10 protein-coding genes and 2 pseudogenes are annotated in these 14956 nt (G+C 39.5%); 7 read left to right on the forward strand and 5 right to left on the reverse strand.

The genetic code is table 11. From position 1 onward, the window contains the following. Window positions 1-390: 390 nt before the first annotated feature. The 5 genes and pseudogenes from grpE (at window position 391) to rsgA (ending at window position 6521) form a co-directional block, all read left to right on the forward strand. Window positions 391-1137 carry a nucleotide exchange factor GrpE gene (gene grpE, locus K2F26_RS17990; RefSeq protein WP_220608891.1) on the forward strand — a complete coding sequence of 249 codons (747 nt, stop codon included), beginning with the start codon at window positions 391-393 and terminating at the stop codon, window positions 1135-1137. Between the two features lie 298 nt (window positions 1138-1435). After that, window positions 1436-3271, forward strand: a pseudogene (dnaK, locus tag K2F26_RS17995) (molecular chaperone DnaK); the annotation flags it as partial. A gap of 682 nt (window positions 3272-3953) precedes the next feature. Then, on the forward strand, window positions 3954-5081 hold the full coding sequence (gene dnaJ, locus K2F26_RS18000; RefSeq protein WP_220608892.1) for a molecular chaperone DnaJ: 1128 nt from the start codon (window positions 3954-3956) through the stop codon (window positions 5079-5081). Beyond that, window positions 5078-5335: a sulfurtransferase TusA family protein gene (locus K2F26_RS18005; RefSeq protein WP_096566493.1), complete on the forward strand. Its 258-nt coding sequence runs from the start codon at window positions 5078-5080 to the stop codon at window positions 5333-5335. Before dnaJ ends, K2F26_RS18005 begins: the two co-directional genes overlap by 4 nt. Next, window positions 5332-6521 (forward strand): annotated as a pseudogene (rsgA, locus tag K2F26_RS18010) (small ribosomal subunit biogenesis GTPase RsgA). The gene K2F26_RS18005 and the pseudogene rsgA overlap by 4 nt, the downstream one beginning before the upstream one ends. A gap of 149 nt (window positions 6522-6670) precedes the next feature. Here rsgA and K2F26_RS18015 read toward each other — a convergent pair. From K2F26_RS18015 to K2F26_RS18035, 5 genes are all read right to left on the reverse strand, one after another. Continuing rightward, window positions 6671-7693 (reverse strand): D-alanine--D-alanine ligase family protein, encoded by a 1023-nt coding sequence (locus tag K2F26_RS18015; protein ID WP_220608894.1) that lies wholly within the window; start codon window positions 7691-7693, stop codon window positions 6671-6673. A gap of 55 nt (window positions 7694-7748) precedes the next feature. Continuing rightward, the gene (locus K2F26_RS18020; RefSeq protein WP_220608895.1) at window positions 7749-9077 is read right to left on the reverse strand and encodes an ATP-grasp domain-containing protein; all 1329 of its coding nucleotides are present in this window, start codon (window positions 9075-9077) and stop codon (window positions 7749-7751) included. 218 nt (window positions 9078-9295) lie between these two features. Beyond that, window positions 9296-10129, reverse strand: a complete 834-nt coding sequence (locus K2F26_RS18025) for an O-methyltransferase (protein ID WP_220608896.1) — start codon at window positions 10127-10129, stop codon at window positions 9296-9298. A gap of 239 nt (window positions 10130-10368) precedes the next feature. Next, complete coding sequence (locus K2F26_RS18030; RefSeq protein WP_220608897.1) at window positions 10369-11733, reverse strand: sedoheptulose 7-phosphate cyclase; 1365 nt, start codon at window positions 11731-11733, stop codon at window positions 10369-10371. Between the two features lie 34 nt (window positions 11734-11767). Then, on the reverse strand, window positions 11768-11929 hold the full coding sequence (locus tag K2F26_RS18035) for a hypothetical protein (protein WP_220608898.1): 162 nt from the start codon (window positions 11927-11929) through the stop codon (window positions 11768-11770). A 433-nt stretch (window positions 11930-12362) separates the two neighbouring features. On the opposite strand from K2F26_RS18035, the gene K2F26_RS18040 reads away from it, so the two are divergent. Beyond that, window positions 12363-13952, forward strand: coding sequence for a glycoside hydrolase family 57 protein (locus tag K2F26_RS18040; RefSeq protein ID WP_220608899.1), 1590 nt, complete (start codon window positions 12363-12365; stop codon window positions 13950-13952). 187 nt (window positions 13953-14139) lie between these two features. After that, the gene (locus K2F26_RS18045; protein ID WP_220611935.1) at window positions 14140-14739 is read left to right on the forward strand and encodes an MBL fold metallo-hydrolase; all 600 of its coding nucleotides are present in this window, start codon (window positions 14140-14142) and stop codon (window positions 14737-14739) included. The last annotated feature ends 217 nt before the right edge of the window (window positions 14740-14956 follow it).

Consider the following 14956-nt stretch of genomic DNA (forward strand, 5'->3'; position numbering starts at 1 on the left):
AACCTCTTGTTCCAGTATTCCCACACTGTAGTCAATAATTCTCATAGTGAGTGTATTAAATTTCAGTTTAAACATTTTTCTTCTTAAAAATTTTTATTTCTAGGGAACAGGGAACAGGGAACAGGGAACAGGGAACAGGGAACAGGGAACAGGGAACAGGGAACAGTTGATGAATTTTGCCTAGCACTCCGCACCTGCCAAAAAATCAGAGAATCATCCAGTCAATATGTTCACCATTTGCCAAAATAATAAAATGGTGACATTGACTCCCTGTGTTCAATTTCATGAATAATGTTTAAATTGTACAGTTTAAATGTTTCACACAGATTGAATCACAAATCTACAATTGCTTCCAGCAAAGCCTTCAAAAGCATCTGGGATGAGTAGATCATGATGGATGAAAATAAACAAGTAAACAATACAAGCCAGCAATTGGGCGAACCAATAGAGGTAAACCAAGCAATGAACAGCGACTCACCAGCCGAAATTAACTCTCATGAATCTGGCAGCGATGTGACTGAGCAAACCCCAGAGCAAACCAATGTATCGGGAGAACCTGCTTTCACAGAAGAAAATGGTGTCGCTGCGGCAGAAACAACAGAAGTAGATACTGCGGCTTTAACACAATTGACTCAACAAATTGAGTTTTTGAGAATGCAAGTTGAAGAACGTAGCACTCAATATATGCGAATCGCCGCAGATTTTGAGAATTACCGCAAACGCGTCTCTAAAGAAAAAGAAGAGATGGAAACACAGGTGAAGAGAAACACAATTATGGAATTGTTACCTGTAGTTGATAACTTTGAGCGGGCGCGGGCGCACCTTAAACCACAAAATGATGGCGAGATGACAATTCACAAAAGTTATCAAGGAGTGTATAAACAATTAGTGGATTGTCTGAAAAGATTAGGTGTGTCACCAATGCGTCCTGAAGGTCAAGAATTTGATCCTAACCTGCATGAAGCCGTGATGCGAGAACCAACCAATGAACATCCCGAAGGAACAGTTTTAGAAGAATTAGTACGCGGATATTTTTTGGGCGATCGCGTGCTGCGCCATGCAATGGTGAAAGTTGCTGCTCCCCAGGAAGATACACCTACAGAACAGGAAGATGAGTCTACTCAGGAAAACAGTTAAGCTGTATTCACTCGTCCTACTGACTGAAAAATTCTAAATTCTGCGGTAGAAATTACTTTTCTCACACAGGATAGGGCTGTTGACTCTTGACTGAAGTTAATCAGCCCTTCCGCAAGCGGGTTTAATCCAAGACTAGGCGTTATTATTAGTAGCAGATATATGCTATAGCTTTATGTAATTCCACTTTTGACAACAAGATTTATTCAAACCTTAACTTAAACCTCTAGCCCCTGAGCTAAAAACTATAAGTCCGTACAAAATTACTACAATAATAGCACTCACTAAAAATACTGACAGTATGGGAAAAGTTATTGGAATCGACTTAGGCACTACTAACAGTTGCGTGGCTGTTGTGGAAGGTGGTCAACCGATAGTGATTGCCAATTCCGAAGGGGGACGCACTACTCCTAGTATTGTCGGATTTGGCAAAAGTGACGATCTTCTGGTTGGTGAACTAGCCAAACGGCAATCTATTACTAATGCAGAAAACACAGTCTACAGTATCAAAAGATTTATCGGTCGTCGTTGGGACGATACTGAATCAGAACGCGCTCGTGTAACCTATAACTGTGTTAAAGGTCGAGACGATACTGTTGATGTACAAATTCGCGGACGCAATTACACACCCCAAGAAATCTCTGCCATGATCCTGCAAAAACTCAAACAAGAGGCGGAAAACTTTTTGAGTGAAGAAGTGACTCAGGCAGTGATTACCGTACCAGCATATTTCACTGATGCCCAAAGACAAGCAACTAAAGATGCTGGAACAATTGCTGGCTTGGAAGTGATGCGGATCATCAATGAACCAACCGCTGCTGCTTTAGCTTTCGGTTTAGACAAGCAGGCCCAAGAACAATTAATTTTAGTATTCGACTTGGGAGGGGGAACTTTTGATGTCTCTATCCTGCAACTAGGAGATGGCGTTTTTGAAGTTAAAGCCACTGGTGGTAATAATCAATTGGGAGGCGATGATTTTGACAATTGTATTGTCCTCTGGATGCTAGAAAAATTCCAGCAACAAGAGAATATTGATATTTCCCAAGATAAAATGGCACTGCAACGCCTGCGGGAAGCTGCGGAAAAGGCAAAAATTGAACTTTCCAGTATGCTCAATACTTCCATTAATTTGCCGTTTATTACCGCTGATGATACAGGTCCCAAGCATCTGGAAATGGAACTGAGCCGTGCTAAATTTGAAGAACTCACAGCCCACTTAATTGAAGCTACCATTGAGCCAATGATTCAGGCACTTAAAGATGCTGATCTCAAACCTGAAGATATTGATCGGATTATTTTGGTTGGTGGTTCTACCCGCATTCCCGCTGTACAGAATGCTGTGATTAAATTTTATAATGGCAAAACCCCTGATCGCTCTGTCAACCCTGATGAAGCGGTGGCACTGGGAGCGGCAGTTCAAGCTGGTGTGTTGGGTGGAGAAGTTGATACACTCCTGCTTTTAGATGTGACTCCTCTGTCTTTGGGGCTGGAAACTCTAGGGGAAGTATTCACTAAAATTATTGAACGGAATACGACCATTCCCACTAGCAAATCCCAAGTCTTTTCTACCGCAGTGGATGGTCAAAATTCTGTGGAAATTCACGTTCTCCAAGGGGAAAGGGCTTTGGCAAAAGATAATAAGTCCCTGGGCAAGTTTCTCTTGGCTGGGATTCCCCCTGCTCCCCGTGGTGTACCTCAAATAGAAGTGTCTTTTGATATTGATGTCAACGGTATCCTCAAAGTTTCTGCTCAAGATAAGGGTACTGGTCGAGAGCAGAGTATTCGGATCACCAATACAGGTGGTTTAAGTCAAGTTGAAGTGGAACGGATGCGAAAAAAAGCAGAATTATATGCTGAAGAAGACAAAAAACGTAGAGAATTGATTGAACTGAAAAACCAAGGTGATAACTTGTTATTCAGTTACAAATCTACGTTAAAAAATAATGGAGAGTTCATTCGTGAAGAAATTAAAGCACTGGCAGATGAGAAATTAGCTAAACTGCAAGAGGCTATGAGTGACCCCCATATCTCCCCATCTACTTTTCAGCCAATATTAGAGGACTTCCAACAAACTCTATTTGCTATCGGTGCAGATGTTTACAAACGAGGTAATAGCCCAGTTAACAGCCCACAGGAACAGGCACAATAACAGGTACAGGAACAGGAAGAGGAAGGCCTGGCTGATATTTCCTTGACTTTGGTAGAAGAAAGTTCTACCGCAGAAACTTCAATACCACAATTCAATTTTGATTTTGATGAGGATAATACTGCTGCGGCTGATTATGAAGCTATAGATTAGGTAATGGGTAATGGGTAATGGGTAATGGGTAATGGGTAATTGGTAATTGGTGAATCAATTTTGGATTTTGGATTTTGGATTTTGGATTGTATTTCATGAATCCAATCTAAAATCTAAAATCTAAAATCTAAAATTCTCCTGACTCCTGACTCCTGCTAGGTGTGAAGTAGATGCTCTCATATCAAATATGCAACTAAAAGTATATGGTGGATTTCCACACCATAAGGTACGGCTAGTCCCTCTATTTGATAGGCGTAGTTTTGTCGATCTAAGTAGCACAATTGTAAAAGAGATAGGTTGAGTCCGTCTCAAATTGATGCAACGAAAATTCACAGATAATTTCTTTGCTTTTGTCGTTGACGGCAAAAAAAGTATCTGTTAAACAAGATTGGCTGGTAATTTTTGTCAAAGGTAAAAGGTAAAATAAATTTATAAACAAAAATTAAGTGTTGTCTCTATTCCTTTACCTTAGTCTTTTAGGTACTTCTGCTTTCTTACTTCTAACTTTTACCCTTGCTCTATGGCCCGCGACTATTATGAAATTCTAGGTGTCTCTCGTGATGCCGACAAAGAAGAAATTAAACAGGCTTATCGCCGCCAAGCCCGGAAGTATCACCCTGATGTGAACAAAGAACCGGGTGCGGAAGAACGATTCAAGGAAATAAACCGCGCTTATGAAGTGCTGTCTGAGCCAGAAACCCGCGAGCGTTACAACCGTTTTGGTGAAGCTGGCGTTTCTGGTGCTGCTAGTGCTGGCTTCCAAGATATGGGAGATATGGGCGGTTTTGCCGATATCTTTGAAAGCATTTTCAGTGGTTTTGCTGGCGGTATGGGTGGACCTACACAGCAAAGACGGCGTAGCGGTCCTGTACGGGGTGATGATTTACGTCTAGACCTGAAGTTAGATTTTCGGGAAGCGGTATTTGGTGGTGAAAAGGAAATCCGCATTTCTCATCTAGAAACTTGTGAAGTTTGTAGTGGTTCTGGTGCTAAACCAGGAACTCGTCCCCGGACTTGCTCAACCTGTAGCGGTTCTGGTCAGGTGCGCCGTGTGACTAGAACTCCTTTTGGCAGCTTTACCCAAGTTTCTACTTGTCCTACCTGTAATGGTACTGGGTCGGTAGTGGAAGATAAGTGTGATGCTTGTGATGGTAAAGGCGCAAATCAGGTCACGAAAAAGCTAAAAATTACTATTCCTGCTGGGGTAGATAATGGTACACGCTTGCGGATCTCCCAAGAAGGTGATGCGGGTCAACGGGGTGGACCACCTGGGGATTTGTATGTTTACTTGTTTGTCAATGAGGATGAAGAATTTCAACGGGATGGTATTAATGTCCTGTCGGAAATTAAAGTTAGTTACTTACAAGCTATTTTGGGTTGCCGGATAGAGGTGAATACTGTAGATGGTCCGGTAGAGTTAATTATTCCCGCGGGAACTCAGCCAAATACGGTGATGAGGTTGGAAAATCGTGGTGTACCTCGTTTGGGCAACCCGGTGAGTCGGGGCGACCATTTACTCACGGTATTGATTGATATTCCTACTAAGGTGGCTCCAGAGGAAAGAGAATTGCTAGAAAAACTGGCTAAACTCAAGGGAGATAAAACTGGTAAAGGTGGGGGATTTTTTGAAAATCTGTTTAAGTCATGAGTCTATCTTCTCTGTTAACTCCTGATGCTCAGTTGGACTTGCGTGGTACTCCTTGTCCAATTAATTTTGTACGGACTAAGTTACGTCTGGAACAAATGCCAGATGGCAGTTTGTTGGAAGTCTGGTTAGATGGGGGTGAACCCATTGAACAAGTCCCCGATAGTTTAACTATGGCTGGTTATCAGGTGGAAAAAATTACTGACTGTTCTGGCTATTTTTCTCTGTTAGTGCGTCGTCCGGTAACTGCTGCATGATGGAAGATAGTGTTTCTACTACAGGGGAGTTACTGGGTACGGTGTTAGCTGTACAGGCTAATTTTTATCGGGTGCAGTTGGAGGCAGGAAGCGCTAGGAGGCAGGAGGCAGAAGGCAGGAGCCAGGAGGCTGGAGTGCAGGAGGCAGAAGGCAGAACGGACCGAGATTGCAAAAGCAGCGAGTAAGTATCTGTTTCTCCCCACGCTGAGGTCGGTCTCCCCCGCCCCCCCTCCTCTTGTGTACCCGCAGGACTCGCCTGAAAAAAATCGGTCAACAGGTGATGGTTGGCGATCGCGTGGTTGTTGAAGAACCAGACTGGACTGGGGGACGAGGGGCGATCGCTGATGTTTTACCCAGACAAAGTGAGTTGGATCGACCGGCGATCGCTAATGTGAATCAAATTCTTTTGGTTTTTGCGGTTGCTGATCCACCCTTAGAACCTTTCCAGTTGAGCAGGTTTTTGATTAAGGCTGAATCTACGGGTTTGGATGTAATTCTGTGTTTGAATAAGTGTGATTTGATTACGGAAGCGGAACAAGGAGAAATTAGCGATCGCCTCGAAAGTTGGGGGTATAAACCTATTTTTATTAGTGTCAAAAATCAAATTAATATTAATGAAGTTGCGAAATATTTAAACAATAAAATTACTGTGATTGCTGGTCCTTCTGGTGTGGGAAAATCCAGTGTAATTAATATGTTAATTCCTGATATTAATTTGCGTGTGGGTGAGGTTTCTGGTAAGTTAGCTCGCGGCCGTCATACTACCCGTCATGTGGAATTATTTGAACTTCCTGATGGTGGTTTGTTAGCTGATACTCCTGGTTTTAATCAACCTGATTTAAGTTGTCTTCCTGAAGATTTGATCTATTATTTCCCGGAAGCGAGAAGACGTTTAGAAGCTGGAAGTTGTCGTTTTAGTGATTGTTTACATCGAGATGAACCAGGGTGTATGGTGGGTAGTGATTGGGAACGATATGAGCATTATTTGGATTTTTTAAATGATGCGATCGCTTATCAAACTTATCTTAAAGAACAAGCTGATCCTGAGTCTACTGTTAAGGTGAAAGCTAAGGGTAAGGGTGAAAGTAAGTATGAACCTAAGTTGGAAAGTAAGAAATACCGTCGGGTTTCTCGTCGGGTTCAGGTGCAAAGTTTACAAGATTTAGATTTAGATGGTGAGGAGTAGGTAAGAGGTTTTTTAGGGTTTTTCTGTTTGGTGTTTGTTTCTTTTTTTATTGAACCACGAAGAACGCAAAGGACGCGAAGGTAAGAGGTTTTTTAGGGTTTGTTAGACTTTTTTCTATCTCTCTATCCTGTCACCTGTCACCTGACTCCTCATTTTAATGTTTCTTTTATTGCTATTTCTAATAACTCATCTAGAGAAATTCCTGCATTTTTGGCCATACAAGGAATGACGCTTTTAGGAGAAAATGAACAATATAAACCAGCTTCTAAAAAGTAAGGTTCTCCATTTGGATCTATGCGAAAATCAAATAAGCTATAATGGCGACATCCTAATGCTTGATGACATTTTTTTGCTGCTGCTTGCACTTTTTCTGTGATCGGATCTTTTGTATCTAAAATCCATGCTTTTATACCATCTTTCGCTGTTAAATGTAAGTTACCATCATCCCCTAATTTCAGTTTATCAGCATAGTCTCTCACGGGTTTATTTTTGGAGTCTACTAAATATTCTTCTAGGGGTAAACCTATTAATTCTCCCTCTTTTTCTATTATCCCACATCTCACTTCTCGACCTAATTCTATATATTCTTCTACTATCACTTGTTCTGCATATTTGAATGCTTCCTTTAATGCGGTTTCGTATTCTTGAATGTCTTTTACTAAACTCACTCCTAATGAGTTATCTGAGGTTGCGGGTTTTACTACCGCTTTGGGTGCAATGGTGGGAATGTCTCCAAGACGCAAAACTTCACCGTGAGGAACTTTCACCCCTGCTGCTGCTACAATGGCTTTAGCTTTTGCTTTATTCGCTGTTATGGCCATTACTTCCGGGGTGTTACCTATGTAGGGAATTTTCAAGACATCAAATAAAGCGCGGTAATGAGTCATTCCCGGTATACAAAACATCTGGGGTATGACTACATCAATATTTTTTGTTATTACTAATGCGATCGCATCCGGTAAGGATACGGGTTGACTGTCTGCAATATCTTCAAAACTCAAGGAGTTGGGAAATTTCCAGTTACCATCCGGTGTGACATATGCAATCAGAATATCATAGTTTGGGTTATTGGCGATCGCCTGAATTGAATCTTGAGCATAAAGTCGTGATAAATTACAGAAAAAATCACTTTCTCCTGAACCTGTTAAATACAAAAGATTGAGTTTTGACATATTTTTTGAGAAGTTCTAAATTTCCGAAGTTTTCAAATTACGAATTACGAATTATTTAATCTCCACCAATTTCAACCAATTTCCCAATATTGAAATCTATTCTTACCCATCCTTTTAATTTTACCATATTTTGCAACAATAACAAAACAATTTGCCAATGATGCACCATCAAAAACGGTAAAGGATCATCTTTATCTAACATTGAATCCTTACCTTTAATCACTTTATTTAACCAGTTTGTTAAATCACTAAAAGACCTAATTCCTGTTAATCTCCACAATTCATGATATAACCAATAAGTTGGTTTACTGCTTGGTAAAGGTTCTATATGAGGTTGATTTTTACCAGGTTTTAAATAAGCATCCGCTAACCCTGGATGATCATAAAACATTGTAATTGCAGTATGAGTTCTAGGGTTACATTCAATGGGGTAAACTTTGCCATCTGCGGTTTGTATAAAATCAAAAGAAATTTGTCCAGTTAAATTTAATTCTTTGACAAATTTTTGCACCCAATTAAATATTTCTGGGTTGTCAACCTGTTCATAATTTACCTGGAAAGGTGAAGATTGAGAACAGCAATGTAAACGAATTTCTCCATCTCTGACTGTACTATGGGTACAATATTCTTGACCTTTAATAAATTCCTGCATTACCCAAGGTCTTTCTTTACTAATAGGCAATTTTTTTACATATTCTTCCATTCCTTCAAAGGGAAATTTCGTCATATCTAAACGAGTCACAGAATCATATTGAATACTCTTAATAATGTAAGGATTTTGTTCTTGGGAAAAACCAAAGTTGATAATTTCTTCAGGGGAAGTTATTAAAAATACCTTGGGTGCAGTTAAACCTAAAACTCGCGCTTGTTCACATAAACTAAATTTATCATCTAGGGTTTTTGTCATTTCTGGATCAAAATGAAATACTTCACAATAAGGTGATAATATTGGTTTTGCTAAGGAGTCATAATAACTTGCAACGGGACTGGAAACGGGAATAAATACATCTATTTTTTCTCGTTTTACTATTTCTAATAAACTTTGACAATATGCTTCTGGATCTTTTTCCGGTGCGGGTACTGTGAAGAAGTTTTTAACTGCGTTAGAAAATTGATGTCCTGATAACCAATATTTATGGGTTTCTACCATAAATACTTGATGTCCTGCGCGATGAAATGACCTCGCAAGTTGTAATGATTTTGTCATTTTACCACCTGTTAATAGGATTTTTTTGGGGTTTTCACAGGTGATTTTTTTTTGAAATGGTAGGGTGATAAGGTTGGTAATAAATGCGGTGATGACTAGGGTGAGGTTGATGGGGAACATTAGTAGTAATAATAGTAATGTTCCTATGTTTTGAAATATGGATTTTATTTTTTTCATGTTTTTTATTGAACCACAAAGGACGCTAAGGTAAGAGGTTTAAGAGGGTTTTTCTGTTTGGTGTTTCTGTCTTTTTTTGATTGAACCACGAAGCAAGCGAAGGTAAGAGGTTTAAGAGGGTTTTTCTGTTTGGGTTTAAGATCCCCGACTTCTTTGTTTAGTTATCTTATTTTATGATGATTTTTTCTGATAATTCGGGGATTTGAATATTCAATTTTCTATTTTCTTTTGATGATTGTTAAACCGTCTCTTAATGGTAAGATGACTTTTTCTACTCTCGGATCTTGGGTGACTGTTTGATTAAATTTCGCTATTGCTTCTCCGTTTTCTGTTCTTTTTTCTTTGGGTAAATATGGTTGTCCTTGTAATAAGGTGTTATCTACACATATAAATCCATCCTCTGCTAATAGGTTGGTTTCTATTAACAGTTTGAAGTAATCAACATATCCCGGTTTGTCAGCATCTATGAATACTAAATCAAATGTTTCTCCTGATGCTATCAGGTTTTTTAATGTTTCTATTGCAGGTGCTGTTATCACTTTAATTTTTTTACCATGTTCTGATTTTTCAAAACATTTCTTCGCAAATTCTGAAACATATTCATCTACTTCACAGGCAATTATATCACCATCTGCCGGTAATGCTTCTGCCATTGCTAATGCAGAATATCCGGTAAACATTCCTATTTCTAAAATGCGTTTCGCTTTAGTCATAGAAACAAACATTTTTAATGTCTGTCCTTCAATATGACCAGATAACATTTCCTTTTCTAACTGACGGACTGTTTCACCATTACTAAATCTCTTACTCCAATCTTCTTCAGCAGTTTTTTTCGCTAGTGCTGCTAATTCTGGAGATTCTTTTGTAGTATTATCTTCCAAATATGGATCTATTCCTGCTGCTAATTCATACACCTTTTCTAAAGAGTTCGCAAGTTCAACAGAAACATTTTCTTGTTTCGCTATTTTCAATGTTCTTTCTAGTTCTTCCACCAAAATACCCAAAGGGGTAACAGGTCTAGGTTTGTTGATTTTTGTTAGTGTTTCAGTCATTCTGTTTTAGATTTTAGATTTTGGATTTTAGATTCCGACATTTCATCACATAGAGAACAGAAAACTCAAAAAACAAGAGCAAAAATTAAAAAATTAACCTTCTCTTTTCTCTCCGTTCTCTGCGTCTCTGCGTGAAATTTAAAAAAGTCATGCTACCAACGAAAACCCCATCAGCAAATTTTAGATTTTGGACGTTTCAAAATGATAGCTGATAACTGATAGCTGATAGCTAATTACTATTATTCCAAACCCAAATCTTTCAAATACATTTCCACACCAGCACCGTGATTTGCTAAATTACTACAAACAGCTTTATGCGCTTTTACTGCTGCTTCCAATAATTCTGGTTCAACTTCTTGAATATAGTCACACGCACCTATCCCACCTCTGGGAACAGGGGCCCAAAGTCCACCATCTCCACGCTTCCGACGCATATTTTTCTGACCTTCGATCATGATCTCCATGTCTTCCAAAATGGGATGATACACTGTTAAACCCAAAGACTGACATAATGCAATAATGCGATCGCGGTGTTCCGGTTCTAACCAGTTCATCTCTACCGCTAATGTCGCACCAAAGGCCATTCCAGTTGTCACCGCGTGTCCGTGCATCATCTTCACCGCTGGTTCAAACCGAGGACTCCATGTATGCCCATAAGCATGGGGACGATCTTGATATGCTTCAAACATATTTGTTCCCTCATGTTTCATGTAAGAGAACAACGCACGGTAAATAATCTCGTCTGCTATTTCTGCTAACTCTTCATCTGCGTCTACAGTCGCAAAATGTGTCTCTATCAAACGCGGTCCGTATTTCTCCAACATCTCAAACAATACCGCATCATCGGTAATGGCCATTTTAATAATTTCTGCCATCCCATTACGAATATGTCCAGTTGCTAAGGTGCGGAAAAAACTCCGATCTACTAAGGTTAGTACGGGGGGATGATATGCACCAATACTATTTTTGAACTGTTTACCGTTGGTACAAGTGCGGGGTGAAGGACCTGCGTCAATAGCTGCTACTACTGTTGTTCCCACCATAATATAAGGTGTTCGACGATGTTGTAAGGCACAAGCTAAACCCGCAACATCGCTTAACACACCACCACCTATAATTAATACAGGTTCGTTGCGTGAAACATCGCAACCGTCTTTTCCTAAAAACCCTAATATCTTATGTACTGTTTCTGGGGTTTTGTCTGCTTCCCATGCGCGACATACCATCATTTCCAATGGTATTTCATGAGCATCAAAATATTTTCTAACTTGCTCACCATACAACTCGTTAACTGTCTGGTCTATGACTGCTACACAGCGACCACGACTATTATATATGTTAGCTAAAATCTCGTTTTCTAACTGAAAAATTCCTTCTACTACTTTGACTTCTGCTGTTAATGTGAAGGTAGCAGCAACTTCAAAGGAACGACCATCTTTTTTATGTGCTATTTCCCCAGACCCTTTATACCACTGAGATGTGAGATACTTTTCTCCATGTGTGAATTTAATGGTGTCAGTTTGTAGGGAATTTTCAATTTTTTCTTTATCTACTAATACGTTATCTGCAATCTCTGGGGTTGGTAATATGCTTTGTGGAGTCATTTCAACTGGCCTTTTTCTGATTTTTGTAATTTGGTCAATATCGAATATCAAAAAGTTCTGTTCTTGTAGAAATTGGATCTATTTGAACAGTCCTTTTTTTTGCAAAAGCTTCAACAACATTAATCAGAGAAACCGATGTTTCAGATTTAACATTTGCATCTTGCCAACCAGTGGGCTGGGTAGCAAATTTACTCATCTATTCACCGATAATATAACTAAACGTTAATTTTTCTCATTTTCTGCGGTGGTTTACGAGTAAATTTTGAAACTTAATTAATGTTCTTAACAAAGAGTAACATTTCTTGGTTGCTTGTGGTTTATGTAAAGTTTATGTATTTATTAAATTAATCAGAATTGATTTAAATTCAAAAAAATATATTCTTTTTAGTGATATATATTATTGACAGGTTTATTTTTGTATGATATGTAAATCAACGCTAATAGTATAAATCAGGATAGTTGCTTAGGATTGCTAGAAAACAACTATCTGCGGTTGGATATTTGGTTTTCAAATTCAGTTGTTACCCTTGACTGATAAAACTTCCTTCACGATCCCGATATCGTCTTAAAATATTGTTAATTTCTGCCAAACTCTCGACCTTCAATTTACAAACCACCCCAAAACTATTATGGCTATAGGCTACGTCGCACTTGTACTTCATGCACATTTACCCTTCGTTCGTCACCCGGAAAGTGACTATGTGCTAGAAGAGGAATGGCTCTATGAAGCTATCACAGAAACTTACATTCCTTTATTGAAAGTATTTGAAGGATTAAAGCGAGACGGCATCGACTTTAAAATCACGATGAGTATGACACCGCCTCTCGTGTCTATGCTGCGTGATCCTCTGTTGCAAGAACGCTATGATGAACATTTAGCCAAATTAGAAGAACTGATAGAATTGGAAGCGGAACGCAATATCCATAATGGACATATGCGTTATTTGGCTGAACATTACGCCGCTGAGTTTAATGAAGCTCGTCAGGTTTGGGAAAAATACAAGGGTGATTTAGTAACAGCTTTTAAACAATATCAAGATAGCAACAACCTAGAAATAATTACTTGCGGTGCTACTCATGGGTATTTACCCTTAATGAAGATGTATCCCCAAGCTGTATGGGCGCAACTTCAGGTGGCTTGTGAACATTACGCAGAAACTTTTGGTCAAGCGCCTAGAGGTATTTGGTTGCCTGAATGTGCTTACTATGAAGGTTTGGAACGGATGCTGGCGGATGCTGGTTTGCGTTATTTCCTCACCGATGGACATGGGATTTTATACGCTCGTCCCCGTCCCAGATTTGGTACTTACGCGCCAATTTTTACAGAAACAGGTGTTGCTGCTTTTGGTCGTGACCATGAATCTTCTCAACAAGTATGGTCTTCAGAAGTGGGTTATCCCGGTGCTGCTGAATATCGGGAGTTTTATAAAGATTTGGGTTGGGAAGCAGAATATGAGTACATCAAACCTTATATCATGCCCAATGGACAGCGTAAAAATACGGGGATTAAATATCATAAAATTACCGGACGTGGTTTAGGTCTTTCTGATAAGGCTTTATATGATCCTTACTGGGCAAGGGAAAAATCCGCAGAACACGCTGCTAACTTCATGTATAATCGAGAAAGACAAGCTGAACATTTACACGGGATCATGGGACGGCCTCCGATTATTGTTTCTCCCTATGATGCGGAGTTGTTCGGTCATTGGTGGTATGAAGGTCCTTGGTTTATTGATTACCTGTTCCGTAAGTCATGGTACGATCAGGGAACTTATGAAATGACCCATTTAGCTGATTATTTACGAGCTAACCCAAATCAACAAGTCTGTCGTCCTTCTCAGTCCAGTTGGGGTTATAAGGGTTTCCATGAATATTGGTTAAATGACACTAATGCTTGGATTTACCCGCATTTACATAAAGCTGCGGAACGGATGATTGAAATTTCCCAGTTAGAACCAGAGGATGAGTTGCAATGGAAAGCTTTAAACCAAGCAGCGCGGGAGTTGTTGTTAGCTCAATCTTCTGACTGGGCGTTTATTATGCGGACGGGAACAATGGTCCCTTATGCTGTGAGAAGAACACGATCGCACTTAATGAGATTTAATAAACTCTATGAAGATGTAAAAGTCGGTAAAGTTGATAGTGGTTGGTTGGAAAAAGTGGAATTAATGGATAATATTTTCCCCAGCATCAACTATCGCGTTTATCGTCCCGTTTAGTTTTTCGTAGCTTGACAATCTCTGGGTTTCCAGCCCGGAGATGATCAAGTTCTGTTACTGGTGGTTGTGAAAAGAGAAATTGCAAAATTTTCGCAATTAGGTGAGTATCAATGATAGATTATTATAGATTATTATTGATGTTACCTAATTGACACAAACTATCGCAGGTTCTCAAGTCAGAATCATCATGAAATCTTTGCACCGTACCGATTTATATACCTGGTCTTGTTTTAACCCGACAAGAAATATTGATTTCAATGGGTTCGCCTGGATTCGTCCAGAGGGTAATATATTAATTGATCCAGTAGCTTTATCAAATCATGATTGGCATCATCTGGAATCTCTCGGTGGTGTGGTTTGGATTATCCTGACAAACTCGGATCATCTGCGAGCAGCTAAGGAAATTGCTAGTCAAACTTATGCGAAAATTGCAGCACCGATAGCTGAAAAGGAAAATTTCCCAATAGCGTGCGATCGCTGGTTGAGTGATGGTGAAGAATTTGTCCCAGGAATGAAAGTCATGGAACTTCAAGGTTCAAAAACTCCCGGTGAACTAGCTTTACTACTAGAGGACACCACTTTGATTATCGGTGATTTAGTGCGATCGCGTTCAGCAGGTACTTTAACTATTTTATCCGATGACAAGCTGTTAAATCGAAAACAAGCTATTGCTTCCGTTCACAGATTAGCTACATTAACAAAAGTGCAAGCTGTTTTAGTCGGTGATGGGTGGTCAGTATTTCGGGACGGAAATGAAAGATTAAAAGAACTTGTAGCCACTTTTTGATCCGTAATTCAACAAGATACCTGACTTCTGGGAAAAGTTGGGTATTTTCGCCGCTTTCGTGATTATGCAAATTACAATTACAATAGCAATACCTTCGCCAAAATCAAAAATATCTTGATTTGTAGGTTGGGTTGAGGAACGAAACCCAACAAATACGTTGAGTTTACGTTGGGTTTCACTTCGTTCAACCCAACCTACGGGAAAATGGCAAAGGTTT

Origin of the sequence: Sphaerospermopsis torques-reginae ITEP-024, from assembly GCF_019598945.1 — a bacterium.
Lineage (GTDB): Bacteria > Cyanobacteriota > Cyanobacteriia > Cyanobacteriales > Nostocaceae > Sphaerospermopsis.

Bases quoted from the DNA above. Each gene is read 5' to 3' on its own strand.
- grpE (WP_220608891.1), top strand. From the start codon at position 391: ATGATGGATGAAAATAAACAAGTAAACAATACAAGCCAGCAATTGGGC.
- dnaJ (WP_220608892.1), top strand. From the start codon at position 3,954: ATGGCCCGCGACTATTATGAAATTCTAGGTGTCTCTCGTGATGCCGAC.
- K2F26_RS18005 (WP_096566493.1), top strand. From the start codon at position 5,078: ATGAGTCTATCTTCTCTGTTAACTCCTGATGCTCAGTTGGACTTGCGT.
- K2F26_RS18015 (WP_220608894.1), bottom strand. From the start codon at position 7,693: ATGTCAAAACTCAATCTTTTGTATTTAACAGGTTCAGGAGAAAGTGAT.
- K2F26_RS18020 (WP_220608895.1), bottom strand. From the start codon at position 9,077: ATGAAAAAAATAAAATCCATATTTCAAAACATAGGAACATTACTATTA.
- K2F26_RS18025 (WP_220608896.1), bottom strand. From the start codon at position 10,129: ATGACTGAAACACTAACAAAAATCAACAAACCTAGACCTGTTACCCCT.
- K2F26_RS18030 (WP_220608897.1), bottom strand. From the start codon at position 11,733: ATGACTCCACAAAGCATATTACCAACCCCAGAGATTGCAGATAACGTA.
- K2F26_RS18035 (WP_220608898.1), bottom strand. From the start codon at position 11,929: ATGAGTAAATTTGCTACCCAGCCCACTGGTTGGCAAGATGCAAATGTT.
- K2F26_RS18040 (WP_220608899.1), top strand. From the start codon at position 12,363: ATGGCTATAGGCTACGTCGCACTTGTACTTCATGCACATTTACCCTTC.
- K2F26_RS18045 (WP_220611935.1), top strand. From the start codon at position 14,140: ATGAAATCTTTGCACCGTACCGATTTATATACCTGGTCTTGTTTTAAC.